At 67.8% G+C, this 16,355-nt stretch carries 18 protein-coding genes; 10 read left to right on the top strand and 8 right to left on the bottom strand.

Annotated features, from left to right (window positions below; translation table 11 throughout):
* The first annotated feature begins 50 nt into the window (after positions 1–50).
* From gnd to AC04L7_RS02260, 6 genes are all read left to right on the top strand, one after another.
* A complete protein-coding gene (gene gnd / locus AC04L7_RS02235; RefSeq protein WP_436000375.1) occupies positions 51–959 on the top strand; it encodes a phosphogluconate dehydrogenase (NAD(+)-dependent, decarboxylating) in 909 nt (302 codons plus the stop codon).
* A 57-nt stretch (positions 960–1,016) separates the two neighbouring features.
* Positions 1,017–1,694: a type 1 glutamine amidotransferase domain-containing protein gene (locus AC04L7_RS02240; RefSeq protein ID WP_436000373.1), complete on the top strand. Its 678-nt coding sequence runs from the start codon at positions 1,017–1,019 to the stop codon at positions 1,692–1,694.
* A 62-nt stretch (positions 1,695–1,756) separates the two neighbouring features.
* Entirely contained in the window at positions 1,757–2,044 is a 288-nt protein-coding gene (locus tag AC04L7_RS02245; protein WP_296282868.1) for a DUF3247 family protein, read from the top strand.
* Positions 2,044–2,238: a CPXCG motif-containing cysteine-rich protein gene (locus AC04L7_RS02250; protein ID WP_436000371.1), complete on the top strand. Its 195-nt coding sequence runs from the start codon at positions 2,044–2,046 to the stop codon at positions 2,236–2,238. The genes AC04L7_RS02245 and AC04L7_RS02250 overlap by 1 nt, the downstream gene beginning before the upstream one ends.
* Positions 2,239–2,311: 73 nt before the next feature.
* A complete protein-coding gene (locus tag AC04L7_RS02255; RefSeq protein ID WP_436000369.1) occupies positions 2,312–3,622 on the top strand; it encodes a PQQ-dependent sugar dehydrogenase in 1,311 nt (436 codons plus the stop codon).
* A 68-nt stretch (positions 3,623–3,690) separates the two neighbouring features.
* The gene (locus AC04L7_RS02260; protein ID WP_436000367.1) at positions 3,691–4,125 is read left to right on the top strand and encodes a hypothetical protein; all 435 of its coding nucleotides are present in this window, start codon (positions 3,691–3,693) and stop codon (positions 4,123–4,125) included.
* Between the two features lie 279 nt (positions 4,126–4,404).
* Here AC04L7_RS02260 and AC04L7_RS02265 read toward each other — a convergent pair whose 3' ends face one another.
* From AC04L7_RS02265 to AC04L7_RS02275, 3 genes are read right to left on the bottom strand one after another with little or no spacing between them, the layout of a single operon-like run.
* Positions 4,405–6,252: an ABC transporter ATP-binding protein gene (locus AC04L7_RS02265; protein ID WP_475512461.1), complete on the bottom strand. Its 1,848-nt coding sequence runs from the start codon at positions 6,250–6,252 to the stop codon at positions 4,405–4,407.
* Between the two features lie 52 nt (positions 6,253–6,304).
* Entirely contained in the window at positions 6,305–6,604 is a 300-nt protein-coding gene (locus AC04L7_RS02270) for an NADPH-dependent FMN reductase (RefSeq protein WP_436000363.1), read from the bottom strand.
* 2 nt (positions 6,605–6,606) lie between these two features.
* Positions 6,607–6,876, bottom strand: a complete 270-nt coding sequence (locus AC04L7_RS02275; RefSeq protein WP_436000361.1) for an NADPH-dependent FMN reductase — start codon at positions 6,874–6,876, stop codon at positions 6,607–6,609.
* Positions 6,877–6,944: 68 nt separating this feature from the next.
* On the opposite strand from AC04L7_RS02275, the gene soxR reads away from it, so the two are divergent.
* A complete protein-coding gene (soxR, locus tag AC04L7_RS02280) occupies positions 6,945–7,421 on the top strand; it encodes a redox-sensitive transcriptional activator SoxR (protein WP_435305041.1) in 477 nt (158 codons plus the stop codon).
* A gap of 4 nt (positions 7,422–7,425) precedes the next feature.
* Positions 7,426–8,016 (top strand): HAD family hydrolase, encoded by a 591-nt coding sequence (locus AC04L7_RS02285; RefSeq protein ID WP_436000358.1) that lies wholly within the window; start codon positions 7,426–7,428, stop codon positions 8,014–8,016.
* Positions 8,017–8,028: 12 nt separating this feature from the next.
* Here AC04L7_RS02285 and AC04L7_RS02290 read toward each other — a convergent pair whose 3' ends face one another.
* Positions 8,029–9,069, bottom strand: a complete 1,041-nt coding sequence (locus AC04L7_RS02290; protein WP_436000356.1) for an oxidoreductase — start codon at positions 9,067–9,069, stop codon at positions 8,029–8,031.
* Positions 9,070–9,236: 167 nt separating this feature from the next.
* On the opposite strand from AC04L7_RS02290, the gene AC04L7_RS02295 reads away from it, so the two are divergent.
* Together AC04L7_RS02295 and AC04L7_RS02300 are read left to right on the top strand one after the other, a co-directional pair.
* Positions 9,237–9,590: a BON domain-containing protein gene (locus AC04L7_RS02295; protein ID WP_436000354.1), complete on the top strand. Its 354-nt coding sequence runs from the start codon at positions 9,237–9,239 to the stop codon at positions 9,588–9,590.
* Positions 9,591–9,698: 108 nt separating this feature from the next.
* Positions 9,699–10,256 carry a lipocalin family protein gene (locus AC04L7_RS02300; RefSeq protein WP_436001103.1) on the top strand — a complete coding sequence of 186 codons (558 nt, stop codon included), beginning with the start codon at positions 9,699–9,701 and terminating at the stop codon, positions 10,254–10,256.
* 128 nt (positions 10,257–10,384) lie between these two features.
* Here AC04L7_RS02300 and AC04L7_RS02305 read toward each other — a convergent pair whose 3' ends face one another.
* The 4 genes from AC04L7_RS02305 to AC04L7_RS02320 form a co-directional block, all read right to left on the bottom strand.
* On the bottom strand, positions 10,385–10,903 hold the full coding sequence (locus AC04L7_RS02305; protein WP_475512462.1) for an acyloxyacyl hydrolase: 519 nt from the start codon (positions 10,901–10,903) through the stop codon (positions 10,385–10,387).
* Positions 10,904–11,052: 149 nt separating this feature from the next.
* Positions 11,053–12,468, bottom strand: a complete 1,416-nt coding sequence (locus AC04L7_RS02310; protein WP_475512463.1) for an efflux transporter outer membrane subunit — start codon at positions 12,466–12,468, stop codon at positions 11,053–11,055.
* Complete coding sequence (locus tag AC04L7_RS02315) at positions 12,462–13,211, bottom strand: SDR family oxidoreductase (RefSeq protein ID WP_436000348.1); 750 nt, start codon at positions 13,209–13,211, stop codon at positions 12,462–12,464. The genes AC04L7_RS02310 and AC04L7_RS02315 overlap by 7 nt, the downstream gene beginning before the upstream one ends.
* Before the next feature lie 27 nt (positions 13,212–13,238).
* Positions 13,239–16,355 (bottom strand): efflux RND transporter permease subunit (locus AC04L7_RS02320; RefSeq protein WP_475512464.1); only part of this gene is annotated, 3,117 nt, incomplete at its 5' end.

Raw genomic sequence — 16,355 nt, forward strand, 5'->3', positions numbered from 1 at the left:
GCTGACGGCATGACCCCTTTCTTTCCTTCTGCAGATACCCGGGAGTACACATGGAACTGGCGATGATCGGACTCGGGCGCATGGGCGCCAACATGGCCGAACGGCTGGTGCGCGGCGGCCATGCCGTGCGCGGCTACGATCCGGGCGAGGCGGCGCGCCAGCAGGCCGAAGCGCGCGGCATCGTGCCGCATGCCAGCCTGCAGAACGCCGTGGCGGCGCTGCCTTCGCCGCGCGTAGTGTGGCTGATGGTGCCCGCCGGACCGGTGGTGGACGACACGCTGGCGCAGCTGCGCCCGCTGCTCGGCGCGGGCGACGTCGTCATCGACGGTGGCAACTCCCACTACAAGGACAGCCAGCGCCGCGCGCTGGAACTCGGCGCCGCCGGCATCCACTACCTCGATTGCGGCACCAGCGGCGGTGTGTGGGGGCTGGCCGAAGGCTACAGCCTGATGATCGGCGGCGACGTGGATGCGGCGCATGCGCTGGCGCCGGTATTCGCCACGCTCGCGCCCACGCCGCAGACCGGCTGGGGACGGGTGGGGCCGAGCGGCGCGGGCCACTTCGCCAAGATGATCCACAACGGCATCGAGTACGGAATGATGCAGGCCTACGCCGAAGGCTTCGCCATCCTGGAGAAGAAGGCGGCGATGGACTTCGACCTGGCGGGACTGGCGGAGATCTGGCGGCACGGGAGCGTGGTGCGTTCGTGGCTGCTCGACCTGACCGCCGATGCCTTGAAGAAGAACCCGACGATGGACGGTATCGCCCCGTATGTGGCGGACTCCGGCGAGGGCCGCTGGACGGTGGCCGAGGCGATCGACCTGGACGTGTCCGCGCCGGTGATCACGATGTCGCTGCTGGAGCGCCTGCGCTCGCGCGAACACGACGCCTATGCCGACAAGCTGCTGTCGGCGATGCGCAACGAGTTCGGCGGCCATGCCGTGAAGAAGGCGGACTGATCACCCGGTCTTATCGCATCCGGCGCTAGCCTGTGCGCCCGATTGCAGGAGATGCCGATGAAGATCCTGATGGTGCTGACCTCGCACGACCGCCTGGGCGAGACCGGGCAGAAGACCGGCTTCTGGCTGGAGGAATTCGCCGCGCCGTACTACGTGTTCAAGGAAGCCGGTGCCGACATCGTGCTGGCCTCGCCGAAGGGCGGCCAGCCGCCGCTGGACCCGAAGAGCGATGCCCCCGACGCGCAGACGGCTGCCACCGTGCGCTTCAACGAAGATGCCGAGGCGCTCTCGGCGCTGGCCAACACTCGGCCATTGAAGGACGTGGTGGACGCGGAATTCGACGCGGTGTTCTACCCCGGCGGACACGGCCCGATGTGGGACCTCGCCGAGGATGCGGATTCCATCCGGCTGATCGAACAGACCTTCTCGGCCGGCAAGCCGGTGGCGGCGGTGTGCCACGGCCCCGCCGTGTTCCGCCACCCGCGTGGCGCCCTGGGCGAGCCGCTGGTGAAGGACAAGCGCGTGACCGGGTTTTCCGATGAAGAGGAAGCGGCGGTCGGCTTGACCGACATCGTGCCGTTCTCGCTGGAAGACGCGTTGAAGCGGAACGGGGCACGCTATGAGCGCGGGACGGTGTGGCAGTCGTACGTGGTGACCGATGGCCGGCTGGTGACGGGGCAGAACCCCGCTTCGTCGGAAGCAGCGGCCCACGAGGTGCTGCGGCTGCTGCGCTGACGCCATTCACGGCGCCTTACTCCGGAAGGACTAGGGTGCGTCACCGATCGCAGGAGCACGACATGACGGATGGGCCAGGGCACCTCTACACGCAGCAGGCCGACATCGCGCGCATGGAGGCGCTGATAGGCCAACTGCCGGACGAAGCAAGGGTGGAGATCGTGCTCACCGATGGCGGCACGATCACCGGCGTGGTGCCCGCGCGTCCGACGGTGCAGGTCTTCCGCGATGCGCAGGGCGGAGAGGGATTCAACGCGGTCGTCCGCATCGAGGACCACACGCGGCCCGACGTCACCCACTACCTGTGGCTGGACCGCATCGCGTCCGTCACCGCGCTGGGATCGGCCTGATGCCGCACCTGCCCGCCTTCGACATCGACTGCCCTTACTGTGGCGAGACCATCACGCTGGTGGTGGACGATTCGGGCGGCGACCAGCAGTACATCGAAGACTGCCACGTGTGCTGCAAGCCGATCGAGGTGCGCGTGCGTGTCGACGATGACGGCACGGTCGAAGTCGATGCGTGGGGGCAGGACGACGCCTGAGCCGGCAGGCAGGTTGACGCCGCGTTCGCACCGGCGCGCCTAGGCTCGCCGCTTCCTCTCGGGAGTGCGTGCGATGACGATGATCCGCTGCCTGTTGCCGTGGTTGCTGCTGGGCTGCCTGTCGTGTTCCAGCCATGCGCAGGCGCCCAGCGAGACCGGGCCGCAGCCCGCCTTGCCCGCACCGTCGCAGCGCTGGATTCCCACCGTCAACGTGGCGCCCGCCGTGGGTTGGCCGGAGGGGACCGCCCCCACGCCGGCCCCTGGCCTGCGGGTCACCGCCTTCGCCCGCGGACTGGACCATCCGCGCTGGCTGTACGTGTTGCCGAACGGCGACGTGCTGGTCGCCGAAACGAACGCGCCACCGAAGCCGGCCGAAAAGAAAGGGCTGCGCACCTGGTTCATGAAACGCACGATGAAGAAGGCCGGCGCCGCCGTGCCCAGCGCCAATCGCATCACGCTGCTGCGGGACGCGGACAGGGATGGCGTGGCGGAGGTGCGTGACGTATTCCTCGCCAACCTGATGTCGCCGTTCGGCATGTCGCTGGTCGACGGCCGCCTGTACATCGCCAATGCCGATGCCATCGTCAGCGTGCCGTATCGCAACGGACAGACCCGCAGTGACGCCACGCCGGTGAAACTGGTCGACCTGCCGGGTGGCCCGCTCAACCATCACTGGACCAAGAGCCTGCTGGCCAGCGCGGACGGCAGGTTCCTCTATGTCGGTGTCGGGTCCAACAGCAACGTCGGCGAGAACGGCATGGGCATGGAGGTCGACCGTGCGGCGGTGCTGCAGGTGGAGATCGCGACCGGCGCGCGCCGCGTGTTCGCGGGTGGCCTGCGCAATCCGGTCGGACTGGCATGGGAGCCGCAGACCGGTGCGCTGTGGACCGTGGTCAACGAGCGGGACGAACTCGGCGACGCACTGGTGCCGGACTACCTGACTTCGGTGCGCGAAGGCGCGTTCTACGGGTGGCCGTACAGCTACTACGGCCAGCATGTGGATACGCGCGTCGAACCGCCGCGTCCGGATCTGGTGGCGCGCGCCATCGCGCCGGACTATGCACTGGGGGCGCATGTCGCGGCGCTCGGGCTGGCCTTCCATGACGGCGCGGGCTGGCCGGCGGCGCTGCAGGGTGGCGCCTTCATCGGCGAGCAYGGMTCCTGGAACCGTCGCGATCCCGCCGGCTACACGCTGGTGTTCGTGCGCTTTGCCGGTGGCCGTCCGCAGGGGATGCCGGTGGACGTGCTGACCGGCTTCCTCGACGCCGACGGCAACGCGCGTGGACGGCCTGTGGGCGTGGCGGTGGACGCGCGCAATGGCGTGCTGCTGGCCGATGACGTGGGCAATGTCGTGTGGCGGGTAGCGCCGACCGGCGGACCGTAACGGCGGTATCGCATGTCCCGGCGCTATGCTCATCCCCGGTTCCGACAACGACCCTGGGGAGGGCAATGATGACGACGACAGCGACGAAGCGCTCGGTGGGTTACTGGATTGTCGCGGTGTTCGCGCTGGTCTGGAATCTGATCGGCGTGGCCATGTGGTACCTGCAGGTCAGCATGACGCCCGAACAACTGGCGGCGATGCCGGAGGCGCAACGGCAGGTGTACGAGGGTACGCCCGGCTGGATCAACATCGTGTTCGCGGTGGCGGTATTCGGTGGCGTGCTGGGTGCGCTGGGGCTGCTGATGAAGAAGCGCTGGGCGGGCACCATGTTCCTGCTGTCGCTGATCGCCCTGCTGGTGCAGATGATCGGTGCCTATGTGGTGACGCCGGCATGGGCCGCGTATGGTCCCGTCGGACTGATGATGCCGGTGGTGCTACTGCTGATCGCGCTGTTCCTGCTGTGGTACGCCAACAAGGCGAAGGCGCGCGGCTGGTTGTCCTGAGCGTCGCTGGATAAAGAAAAAGCCGCCGGGAAGCCGGCGGCTTTTTTGTTCCCTTCTCCCCGCGCGGCGGGGAGAAGGTGGCCGGAGGCCGGATGAGGGGCGCGCGCGATGACGGACCAGGAAAGCACTGCGCTTTGGCATGACCACGTCGGAGGGTGCGATGCCGCATCAATGCCGCTGGCTTCGTCACCCCTCACCCGCCTTCGGCACCCTCTCCCCGTTTCACGGGGAGAGGGGGATGTAATCGTCTTCCCGCTGAAGCAGGTGAGGCATGAAGCATTACGCCTCGACGTCTTCCAGATCCACGCCGATGAAACCGCCGGACTGGCGGCGCCACAGCGCGGCATAAAGACCGTCCTGCTGGAGCAGTTCCTCGTGGCTGCCGCTTTCGATCACGCGGCCGCCGTCCATCACGATCAGGCGGTCGAGCACGGCTATGGTGGACAGGCGGTGCGCGATGGCGATGACGGTCTTGCCTTCCATCAGCGCGTAGAGCTGTTCCTGGATGGCGGCCTCGACTTCCGAATCCAGCGCGGAGGTCGCTTCGTCCAGCACCAGGATCGGGGCATCCTTCAGCAGCACGCGCGCGATCGCCACGCGCTGKCGCTGGCCGCCGGAGAGCTTCACGCCGCGCTCGCCCACCTGGGTGTCATAGCCGCTGCGGCCCTTGGCATCGGTGAGCCCGCGGATGAATTCGTCGGCATGCGCGCGCTCGGAGGCCTGCAGCAGTTCCTCTTCGGTGGCGTCGGGACGGCCGTAGCGGATGTTGTCGCGGATCGAGCGGTGCAGCAGCGAGGTGTCCTGGGTGACCATGCCGATGTTCCGGCGCAGCGATTCCTGGGTGACATGCGCCACGTCCTGGCCGTCGATCAGGATGCGGCCGCCTTCCACGTCGTAGAAGCGCAGCAGCAGGTTCACCAGCGTCGACTTGCCGGCACCGGAGCGGCCGACGATGCCGACCTTCTCGCCCGGCTGGATCACCAGCGACAGGTCGTCGATCACCTTGGCCTCGCGGCCGTAGTGGAACTTCACGTGGTCGAAGCGGATCTCGCCGTGCGCGACGTCCAGGTCCTTCGCGTTCTTGGTGTCGGCGATGGCCAGCGGCTGCGCCAGCGTGCCCATGCCGTCCTCGACCGTGCCGATGTTCTCGAACAGCCCGGCGACTTCCCACAGGATCCAGTCCGACATCGAGCGGATGCGCATCACCAGGGCGATGGCCACGGCGATCGCGCCCATCGAGATCGACGACTGCAGCCAGGCCCAGATCGCCACACCGGCCACGCTGGCCAGCAGGAACGCATTGAGCGTGTGCAGGCTGACGGTCAGCTGGGTGACCAGCCGCATCTGCGCGTGCACGGTGACCATGAACTCATCCATGGCGCCGCGGGCGTAGTCCTGTTCGCGCATGGTGTGGGCGAACAGCTTGATGGTCTGGATGTTGGTGTAGCTGTCGACGATGCGACCGGTCATCTGCGCGCGCGCATCCGACTGCGCCATCGACACCTTCTGCAGGCGCGGCACGAAGTGGAACACCAGCAGCAGATAGCTGACCAGCCAGACCACCAGCGGCAGCACCAGCCACACATCGGCCTGCGCCACCAGAACCACGGTGCCGACGAAGTAGACGACGACGTAGACGAACACGTCCATCAGCTTCATCACCGTCTCGCGCATCGACAGCGCGGTCTGCATGACCTTCTGCGAAATGCGCCCGGCGAACTCGTCCTGGAAGAAGCCCACGCTCTGCCGCAGCAGGTAGCGGTGCGACAGCCAGCGGGCGATCATCGGGTAGTTGCCGAAGATGGTCTGGTGGATGATCAGCGACTGCACCAGCACCAGCAGCGGGTAGGCCACCAGCACCAGCACGGCCATCCACAGCAGCTTCTGGCCATGCACCTGCAGGAAACTGTCGCGGCCGGTGCTGCCCATCCAGTCGACCAGCTGGYCCATGTAGTCGAAGAAGGTGATCTCCAGCGCGGAAATCACGCCGGTCAGCACCGACATCGCCACCAGCCACGGCAGCAGCGGCCGCGAGTAGTGCAGCAGGAACGGCAGCAGCTTCCGCGGCGGCGTGCTCGGCTCGCCCTTCGGATACGGATTGATGCGGGTTTCGAAGAATCGGAACATCGGGTCGGTCCATCGTGGGCGCGCATCGGCGCGCCGGGGAAAACGTACCGGCTCAGCCGGCGGGATAGGGCCAGGCCGCGCGCGCCTGGCGGAGCGCGTGGCCGTACCAGGCGAGCTGGTCCAGCATGCGGCGTGCGGCGCGTTCGCTGGCATCGCCTTCGCGCGGCCCACCACCAGCGTCGAAGCGGTCCCACGCCTGGCTGAAATACACGCCATCGCGCACCGGCACCGCATGCAGGCCGGAGAACACTTGCCGCAGCTGTTCCGCCGCGCGGACGCCGCCGCTGTGGCCCCCGTAGGCGACGAACGCGACCGGTTTGGCCTGCCAGTGGGCCTGGACCGAATCGATCACGACTACAACGCGGATGGATAACCATGATTGTACTCCGGCACCACCACCACGAAGGCGTCGGCGCGCCAGACGCGTTGTTGCAGATTCACCAGGTCGGCGCTCGGTGCGCCGCCGTGGCGGTGCGGAAGATCGAGCAAGGCGGGATCGATGGCGTCGACGGTGTAGTCGCGCCGCAGGGCCAGCTGCGCTCGCAACCAGTCGGCGACGGTGTCGCAGAAACGGCCTTCGCGCGTGCTGCCATACAGCAGGGCCAGGTGGAGAGGGTCGGACATGGACGCTGCGCTTGCCAGGACGGGGAAACGCAGGGTAGAACCTCAACCATTCTTGAGGTCAATGCACCATGCCCGGAAAACAGCATTCCCTACAGCATCCTCCCATCGAAACGGAGCTCACGGTCGGCCAGGTCGCCGCGCGCGCGGGCGTCGCCATCTCCACGCTGCACTTCTACGAGTCCAAGGGCCTGATCCACAGTTGGCGCAACGCCGGCAACCAGCGCCGCTATCCGCGCGAAGTGCTGCGCCGCGTGGCCGTCATCAAGGTGGCACAGCGCACCGGCATTCCGCTGGCGGAGATCCAGGCCGCGCTGTCGTCGCTGCCGGAAAACCGCACGCCGACCGCCGCCGACTGGAAGAAACTCTCCGCGCGCTGGCACGCCGCGCTCGATGCGCGCATCGCCAGCCTCACCCGCCTGCGCGACCAGCTCGACGGCTGCATCGGCTGCGGCTGCCTGTCGTTGAAGGCCTGCCCGCTGCGCAATCCGTGGGACGAACTGGGCGAGGACGGACCCGGGGCGCGGTTGCTGGAAGCGGAGGGCTGACCCGATGGATCTGGCGCTCTTCGACTTCGACGGCACGCTGACCACGCGCGAGACGTTTCCGGATTTCATGCGCTACGCCGTGGCGCGGCCCCGGCTGTTGGTCGGCGGCGTGCTGCTGGCGCCGGTGGTGTTCGGCTACCGGCGCGGTTGGGTGGCCGGCAATCCGACCCGCGCCAGCATCGTGCAGGTGGGATTGCGTGGGGTGGACGCCTCGCGCCTGCGTGCGCAGGGCGACGCCTTCGCGCGCGAGGTGCTGCCGAGCGTGCTGCGTCCGGAGGCGATGGCGCGACTGGCGTGGCACCGCGAGCGCGGCGATCGCATCGTCGTGGTGTCGGGTGGGCTGGATGCCTATCTCGCGCCGTGGTGCGCAACGCAGGGCGTCGAACTGCTGTGTTCGGTGTTGGCCGAACGCAATGGGCGCATCACCGGCTATGCCGGGGCGCAATGCGTCGGCGAGGAGAAGGTGCGCCGCGTGCGCGCGCTGTGTGACCCGCAGGCCTACGCCGCCATCCACGCCTACGGCGATACGCACGAAGACAACGCCATGCTGGCGATGGCGCATCACCGGACCTATCGCGGGCAGGCGGTCGTCTGAATCGGGCCGGGATCAGGCCACGGGAAGACTGCGCTGTTCTTCGCTGCTCCGCACGCCCAGTTCGATCAGCCGCATGACGTCCAGCGCCTGCTGCGGCGTGACCGGCGGCGCGCTGCCCTGCAGCACGGCATCGCGGAACCCGGCGTAGTAGCGGCGATAGTCGCCGGCCTCGGCATGGGCGACTTCCGCGACGAGCCGTCCCTCGCGCTCGCGCACGAGTTCGCCCGCACGCGTGTCCACGCCCCAGCCCGGCGCGCCGGGCACCACGCCCGCGCGCAGCTGGTCTTCCTGCACATCCAGTCCGTGCTTGAGGTAGCTGCCGTGCGTACCGTGCACGGCGAAGCGCAACCCATTCCCCGCCACCAGTGTGCCCGCATGCAGGTGCACGCGCAGCGTCGGGTAGCGCAGCGTCGCGTGGACGTAATCCGGCGCTTGCGCGCCATCGCGCAGCCGGGCGACGTCGACGCTGATCGCTTCCGGCATGCCGAACAGCTGGAGGGCCTGGTCGAGCAGGTGCGGTCCCAGGTCGTACCAGAGGCCACCACCGGGCTCGTCGCGTTCACGCCAGCGGTCCTGCACGACGGGGCGGAAACGGTCGAAGTGCGAATGGAATTCCGCGATGCGGCCGAGCGTGCCGTCGCCGACCAGGCGCTGCACGGTCAGGAAGTCCGCGTCCCAGCGCCGGTTCTGGAACACGCTGACGATGCGGCCGGCGCGCGATGCAGCCGCTACCACGTCGTGCGCTTCGTGCAGCGTGATCGTGAAGGGCTTGTCCACCACCACGTGCTTGCCTTCGCCCAGGGCAGCCATCGCGAGCGGCGCATGCGACGCGTTGGGCGATGCGATCACCACCACGTCCACTGCCGGATCGGCAAAGGCCATCAGCGGGTCTGCCACGACAACCGCATCGGGCCAGTCGCGATGCACCTTGGTGGCGTCGCGCGATACCACGGCATGCAGCCGCAGACCGGGTGTGGCGTTGATCAGCGGTGCATGAAAGACCTTGCCGACGAAGCCGTACCCGACTAGCGCCACATTCAGATGATTGTCCATGCGCGATGCTCCCGTGTCTGCGCGCATGGTAAGCGAAGGCCCGCGTTGACCTCACGTGCACGAGCATGAACCCCCTGCAACACCTGTCCCGATACGTGTGCGTTCTTCACGCGTGTTGTACGGGATGGCGCCGACACTGCGACCGCACCACGACCAAGGAGACGATCATGACCCATGCACGTACCCGCTCGATGTTGGCCGCCGCGCTGTCCGCCGCCCTGCTGTTCTCCGCCGCGCAGGCGATGGCCGACAACCCGCCGAATGAGCCGGAAGAGAACACCCAGAACGATTCCAACCAGCCGGTGACCGACACTTGGATCACCACCAAGGTGAAGGCCGATCTGCTGGCAACCGAGAACGTGTCGGGCCTGGACATCAAGGTCGAGACCGTCGACGGCACCGTGATGCTGTCGGGCGCTGTCGCCAGCCAGGCGCAGAAGGACAAGGCGATCGCCGTCGCCAAGCAGATCAAGGGCGTGAAGAAGGTCGAAGCCAGTGGCCTGACCCTGGTTACGAAGTAATCCCTTTCTGCACGACCGGTGTGGCACGAAGCGGGTGCATCCCAGCGAAGGATGCATCCGCTTCTCTGTCTGTGCCGTAAGCCGTTCTCATTTCCCACGACAGGGGACATCCGCATGACACATCGCTCCCTGGCCGCACGCGCAGCGCTGGCCCTGTGCCTGGCCGCCGGCATGACCGCCGCGCACGCCGCTGAACCCGTCACCTCGGTGCCGCACCTCGACATTGCCCGCTATGCGGGTCAATGGCACGAGATCGCACATCTGCCCATGTTCTTCCAGCGCCAGTGCGTGGGCGACATTACCGCGCGTTACGGCGTCGAGAAGGCCGGCACCATCAGCGTGGTGAACGCATGCCGCACGAAGGACGGCAGCATGGACCAGTCGACCGGGGAGGCACGTCCGGTCGAGGGCCATCCCGGCAGGCTGGAGGTGCGCTTCGCGCCCGAATGGCTGTCGTGGCTGCCCATGGTGTGGGCGGACTACTGGGTGATCGCGCTCGATCCGGACTACCAGTGGGCGATGGTCGGCGAACCGGACCGCAAGTACCTGTGGATCCTGTCGCGCGAGCCGTCGATGGACCGTGCGCAGTTCGAACAGCTCAAGGCGAAAGCCGAGGCCATGGGGTACGACCTGTCGCCGCTGATCGTGGCGGCGCCGCTGAAGTAGGTCGCATCCAGGCGGCGTCGGAATTTGTGGGAGCGACGTAAGTCGCGATTGGTCGCGCCGGAAGGATGGGTGGTACGTGCGTCTCGCGATCGCGACTTACCTCGCTCCCACACGTGGCTCCATGGCCCTCAGAACCGCTGCGTGTAGCGGAACTGCAGGAAGTTCTCGCCCGGGTTCGGATTCCTTATCCGGCCGTTGGAGAAGTGCTGGAAGCGCAGCGACCACTCGTGCTGCTGGTCGGCGCCGAAGCGCTTGCCGATCGCGATGTGGTCGCCGAAGTTGAATGTGGTGCTGAATTCCTTCTTCCGCGTGTCGTACTTGGGGAAGATGACGTTGACGCCGATGCCGCCTTCGACGAACCAGYCGTTGTCCCAGCCGTTCGGGCGCCAGCGCAGGGCCGGGGTCACGCCCAGTTGCGTGCTGTTCTGGCTGTCGCTGTGCCAGCGCGCGACTTCGCCCTGCCACTGGCCACTGATGTGGCCGTAGYGGTACTGCTTCTCCCAGCGCCAATCGCGGCTCATGCCGACCGTCAGCGATTGTGCGTCCTCGGCCATACCGCCCTGCACGTACCACGCGCTGCGCGGCTCGGCCGCGAAGGCCGGTGCCACGGGCAGCGCCAACAGCGCGGCGAGCGCCAGCCGGCGCACGGACAGTGGGAGGAGGGAGGGGGCGGGCGAAGCAGGGTGCGGGACGCGACGATGCGTAACGGACACGGATGACACTCGGAGGGGGAGAGGGGGCCGCGCCGGGGGCGCGGCGTTCGCGTGATTATCGGAGAGGCGGCGTGACGGTCGGCTCAGGGCTGTGCGGCCAGGGCAGGCACGACGTCCTGTTCGCCCCAGCCGCCCAGCGACTTGTAGATGGCCACCACCCCTACGTTGACGCCGGCCTCGGCCTGCRCAAGCGCATCGTCCGCGGCGAGCTGCGTGCGCTGGGCATCCAGCAGCGTCAGGAAATCCGACGAGCCGGCACGATACCGGACTTCGGCCAGCTCCGCCGCACGGCGCGCGGCAACGGATTGTTCCAGCCGGAGTTTCAGCTGCGCCTGCTGCTTGGCGTAGGAGAGCAGGGCATTTTCCGTTTCCTCCAGCGCRCCCAGAACCGCCTTCTCGTACTGGGCCGCCACGCCGTCCGCCTGTGCTTCGCTCGCGCGCAACCGCGCACGCACGCTGCCCATGTCGAACGCAGCCCAGCTGATCGATGGCGTGACCTGCCACGCGCGGTTGTCGCCGTTGACCAGGTTGCCCCAGCCCCCGGACAGGAAGCCGATGAAGCCACGCAGGCTGACCCGCGGGAACAGATCCGCCGTGGCGACGCCGACGCGTGCGGTCGCGGCCGCCAGGCGACGCTCCGCCGCGCGCACGTCCGGTCGCTGGCGCAACAACTCGGTGGTGTCGCCGATCGGCAGGGCCTTGGCGAAGGCCGGTGCGGGACGCGGCGCAAGCAGCGAATCCAGCTCGCCGGGACGCTTGCCCGCCAGTACGGCCAACCGGTGGCGCGACTGGCCCTCGACGGCTTCCAGCAGGGGGACATCGGCTTCGACCGCGCGCACGCGGGCCAGGCTGCTCTGTACTTCCAGCTGGCTGCCGGCGCCCAAGTCGAAGCGCGACTCGGTCAGGCGCTGCGTTTCGCCCAGCGTCTTCAGGATGCGACGCGCCACGTCCAGTCGCTGCTGCGTGCCGCGCAACTCGAAATAGTTGCGCGCCACTTCTGCGGCCACCGTCACCTGCATCGCCTGCAGGTCGTTGCGCTGCGCCTGCAGGTCCGCGTGCGCGGCCTCGGTGCTGCGGCGCACGCGGCCGAACAGGTCGAGTTCCCACGCCGCATCGAAGCCGGCCGAGTAACTGTCGGTCTCCACGCGGCCCTGGCCTTCCACCGGCTGCTTGGTGCGGGTGCCTTCGACGCCCATCGTGACGTGCGGCGCGAGGTCCAGGCGGCGTTCGGAGAACACCGCGCGGGCCTCGTTGACACGGGAAACCGCGATGCGCACGTCAAGGTTGGCGATCAGCGCTTCGCGCACCAGCTGGTCGAGCACCGGGTCGTCGAACTGGCTCCACCACGTGGCGACCGGATGGTCGGCCACGTAGTCGACGGTGCCCGCCTGCTCCAGCGCCGCAGGTGCCGTCTGCGGGGCCACGTAGTCCGGACCCACGGTGACGCAACCGGCCAGCACCACCGATGCGACGGCGATGACGAGCGGACGGATCACCATGGCAGCACCTGGTCGAAGTAGTAATAGCCACCGGTCGGGCCGTCGTTGCCGATCAGCGCCAGCTGCACGCTGGTGCGCGCGCCGTCCGGCACGGAGAGCTCGCCGTTCTGCTGGTCGCCGGACTTGTTCATCTCGGTCTGCACGTAGCCGGGGTGGATGGTGTTGACCTTGATGCCGGTGTCCTTGAGTTCGTGCGCCAGGTGGATGGTCCACGCGTTCACCGCGCTCTTGGAGACGTTGTAGGCCGGCACGCCCTTGAAGTCGTAGATGAAGGACGCCGGGTTCTGGTGCTCCGACAGCGAGCCCAGCAGGCTGGACACGTTGACGATGCGGCCGGCGTCGGACTTGCGCAGCAGCGGCAGGAACGCCTGCGTGGTTTCGATCAGGCCGAACAGGTTGGTGTCGAACGTGGTGCGCCAGGTGTCCAGCGCTTGGCCCGAGACGCCCCGGGTGGGATCGTCGACCAGAATGCCGGCATTGTTGACCAGGATGTCGAGCCTGCCGTGGCGCTGCTCGATCTCCTTCACGGCGGCGGCGATGCTGGCGCTGTCGGTGACGTCCAGCGCGATCGCTTCCACCGGCAGGCCCTGCGACTGCAGGTCCAGCGCGGCTTCCACGGCCCTGTCGCGGTTGCGGCCGGCCAGCAGCGTGTGCACGCCGGCTTCGGCCAGTTGGCGGACGGTCTCACGGCCGATGCCGCGGGTGGCGCCGGTGACCAGCGCGATCTTGGATGACGTGTTCATGGCTTTGCCTCGTGATGTAGGGATGGATCAGGAATGGACATGCGCGTCGGCGGTGGCCGGGGCATGGGAAACGAGCGGACGATGGGCGAGCTTGCGCAGGGCCACGTAGAACACCGGGGTCAGGAACAGACCGAACAGGGTGACGCCCAGCATGCCGGCGAACACGGTGATGCCGGTGACCGAGCGTACCTCCGCACCGGCACCCGACGACAGCACCAGCGGCACGGTGCCGGCGATGAAGGCGACCGAGGTCATGACGATGGGGCGCAGGCGCAGGCGGCAGGCTTCCAGGGCGGACTCCACGATGCCCTTGCCCTGCAGCTCCAGTTCGCGGGCGAACTCGACGATCAGGATCGCGTTCTTGCASGCCAGGCCCATCAGCACCACCAGGCCCACCTGCACGAACACGTTGTTGTCGCCGCCCATCACCCACACGCCGAACAGCGCCGACAGCAGGGTCATCGGCACGATCAGGATCACCGCCAACGGCAGCGTCCAGCTCTCGTACAGGGCGGCCAGCACCAGGAAAGCCAGCAGGACGGCCAGCGGGAACACCACCAGCGCCGCCTTGCCCTGGGTCGCCTGCTGGTAGCTCAGGTCGCTCCAGTCGATGCCCATGCCGGGCGGCAGCACCTGCTGCGCCAATTCGGTGACCTTGGCCATCGCTTCGCCGGACGACAGCACGCGCGGATCGGCTTCGCCCAGCAGGTCGGCGGCCGGATAGCCGTTGAAGCGGATCACCGGGTCGGGGCCGTAGGTCTGCTTGATGTTCACCATGCTGCCCACCGGCACCATCTCGCCGTTGGCGTTGCGGGTGCGGAGGTTGGCGATGTCCTCGACGTTGTCGCGGAACGGACCGTCGGCCTGCGCGATGACCTGCCAGGTACGGCCGAACATGTTGAAGTCGTTGACGTACGCCGACCCCAGGTAGGTCTGCAGCGTGTCGAACAGCTCGGTGAGCGGCACGCCCTGCGCCTTCGCCTTCACGCGGTCGACGTCGGCATCCAGCTGCGGCACGTTGGCCTGGTAGCTGCTGATCGGGAAGCCCAGGCCGGGCGTCTGCGACGCCGCGCCCTGGAACGCCTGCACCGCATTCTGCAACTCGCCGTAACCCAGGCGGGTGCGGTCCTCGACGAACAGCGACCAGCCCGACCCGTTGCCCAGGCCTTGGATCGGTGGCGGCATGAAGGCGAAGGTGAAGCCTTCCTGGATGCCGGCGAACTTCTGGTTGAGCTCGGCGGTGATCTCGGCCGCGCTGCGCGAGCGCTCGCTGAAGGGCTTCAGGGTGAAGAACACCACGCCGTTGTTCGGGGTGTTGGTGAACTGCAACGGGTTGAGGCCCGGGAACGCGACTTCGTTCGACACGCCGTCCACGTCCTTGGCGATCGCGGCCATCTTCTTCAGTACCGCGTCGGTGCGTTCGATCGATGCGCCTTCCGGCATCTTCACGCCGGCGATCAGGTACAGCTTGTCCTGCACCGGGATGAAGCCGGCCGGCACCGTCCGGAACATCAGGCCTGCGCCGATCAGCAGCACCACGTACACCGCGAACACCGCGCCGCGCTTGCCGAGGGCGCGCGACACCGCGCCTTCATAACGCTCGGAGTTGCGCTTGAAGAAGCGGTTGAACGGACGGAACAGCCAGCCGAACAGGCGGTCGATCAGACGCGACGGCGCGTCCTTCGCRGCATCGTGCGGTTTCAGCAGCTTGGCGGCCAGAGCCGGCGACAGGGTCAGCGAGTTGATCGCCGAGATGACGGTGGAAATGGCGATGGTGACGGCGAACTGCTTGTAGAACTGGCCGGTCACGCCGGTCAGGAACGCCATCGGCACGAACACCGCGCACAGCACCAGCGCGATCGCGATGATCGGGCCCGACACTTCCTTCATGGCCAGGTGCGCCGCCTGCAGCGGCGTGGCGCCGTGCTCGATGTGGCGCTCGACGTTCTCCACCACCACGATGGCGTCGTCCACCACGATGCCGATCGCCAGCACCAGGCCGAACAGGGTCAGCGTATTGATCGAATAGCCCAGCAGGTACAGCACCGCGAACGTGCCGACCACCGACACCGGTACCGCCAGCAGCGGGATGATCGAGGCACGCCAGGTCTGCAGGAACAGGATCACCACCAGCACCACCAGCAGGGTGGCTTCCAGCAGCGTGCTGACCACGGACTTGATCGAATCGCGGACGAAGATCGTGGTGTCGTAGATCGACTGGATTTCGACGCCCGGCGGCAGGGTCGGACGGATATCGTCCATCTTCGCCACCACGGCATCGCGGATCTCGAGCGCGTTCGCGCCCGGCGCCTGGAAGATGCCGATCGCCGAGGCGTTCTTGCCGTCCAGGCGCGCACGCAGCGTGTAGTCGCCGGCGGCCAGCTCAATGCGGGCCACGTCGGCCAGGCGCACGATCTCGCCATCGGTGCCGCTCTTCAGCACGATGTTGCCGAATTCCTCGACGGTCTCCAGGCGGCCCTTGGCGTTGATCGGCAGCAGGAAGTCGCTGCCGTTCGGCATCGGTTCCGCGCCCAGCTGGCCGGCCGAGACCTGCACGTTCTGCTCGCGCACGGCGCGCAGCACGTCGCTGGCGGTCATGCCGCGCGAGGCGACCTTGTCGGGGTCCAGCCACAGGCGCATGGCGTAGTCGCCGCCGCCGAACTGCTGCGCGTCGCCAACGCCGGGAATGCGCGCCAGTTCGTCCTTCACGTGCAGGCGCATGTAGTTGCGCAGGTACAGCGAGTCGTACTTGCCGTCCTTGGAGGTCAGGTGGACCACCATCAGGAACACCGGCGACTGCTTCTGCGTGGTCACGCCCTGCCGGCGCACGTCTTCGGGCAGGCGTGCCTGTGCCTGCGCCACGCGGTTCTGCACGCGCACGGCGGCCTCGTCCGGATCGGTGCCCGGCTTGAAGGTCACGGTCAGCGAGAGCACGCCGTCGGAGCCGGCGACGGACTTGATGTACATCATGTCCTCGACGCCGTTGATCGCTTCCTCGAGCGGCGTGGCGACGGTCTCGGCGATGACCTTGGGGTTGGCGCCCGGATACACCGTGCGCACGACGACCGACGGCGGCACCACTTCGGGGTACTCGCCGATCGGCAGCAGCGGAATCGAGATCAGGCCGGCGGCGAAGATCACGAT

The organism is Pseudoxanthomonas sp. LjRoot204_2, from assembly GCF_056175765.1.

What these genes read in the sequence shown, in the direction of transcription:
- soxR (WP_435305041.1), top strand. Translation starts at nt 6,945, where the DNA reads ATGCCCGGAAAACAGCATTCCCTACAGCATCCTCCCATCGAAACGGAG.
- AC04L7_RS02260 (WP_436000367.1), top strand. Translation starts at nt 3,691, where the DNA reads ATGACGACGACAGCGACGAAGCGCTCGGTGGGTTACTGGATTGTCGCG.
- AC04L7_RS02315 (WP_436000348.1), bottom strand. Translation starts at nt 13,211, where the DNA reads ATGAACACGTCATCCAAGATCGCGCTGGTCACCGGCGCCACCCGCGGC.
- AC04L7_RS02290 (WP_436000356.1), bottom strand. Translation starts at nt 9,069, where the DNA reads ATGGACAATCATCTGAATGTGGCGCTAGTCGGGTACGGCTTCGTCGGC.
- AC04L7_RS02250 (WP_436000371.1), top strand. Translation starts at nt 2,044, where the DNA reads ATGCCGCACCTGCCCGCCTTCGACATCGACTGCCCTTACTGTGGCGAG.
- AC04L7_RS02295 (WP_436000354.1), top strand. Translation starts at nt 9,237, where the DNA reads ATGACCCATGCACGTACCCGCTCGATGTTGGCCGCCGCGCTGTCCGCC.
- gnd (WP_436000375.1), top strand. Translation starts at nt 51, where the DNA reads ATGGAACTGGCGATGATCGGACTCGGGCGCATGGGCGCCAACATGGCC.
- AC04L7_RS02240 (WP_436000373.1), top strand. Translation starts at nt 1,017, where the DNA reads ATGAAGATCCTGATGGTGCTGACCTCGCACGACCGCCTGGGCGAGACC.
- AC04L7_RS02275 (WP_436000361.1), bottom strand. Translation starts at nt 6,876, where the DNA reads ATGTCCGACCCTCTCCACCTGGCCCTGCTGTATGGCAGCACGCGCGAA.
- AC04L7_RS02285 (WP_436000358.1), top strand. Translation starts at nt 7,426, where the DNA reads ATGGATCTGGCGCTCTTCGACTTCGACGGCACGCTGACCACGCGCGAG.
- AC04L7_RS02245 (WP_296282868.1), top strand. Translation starts at nt 1,757, where the DNA reads ATGACGGATGGGCCAGGGCACCTCTACACGCAGCAGGCCGACATCGCG.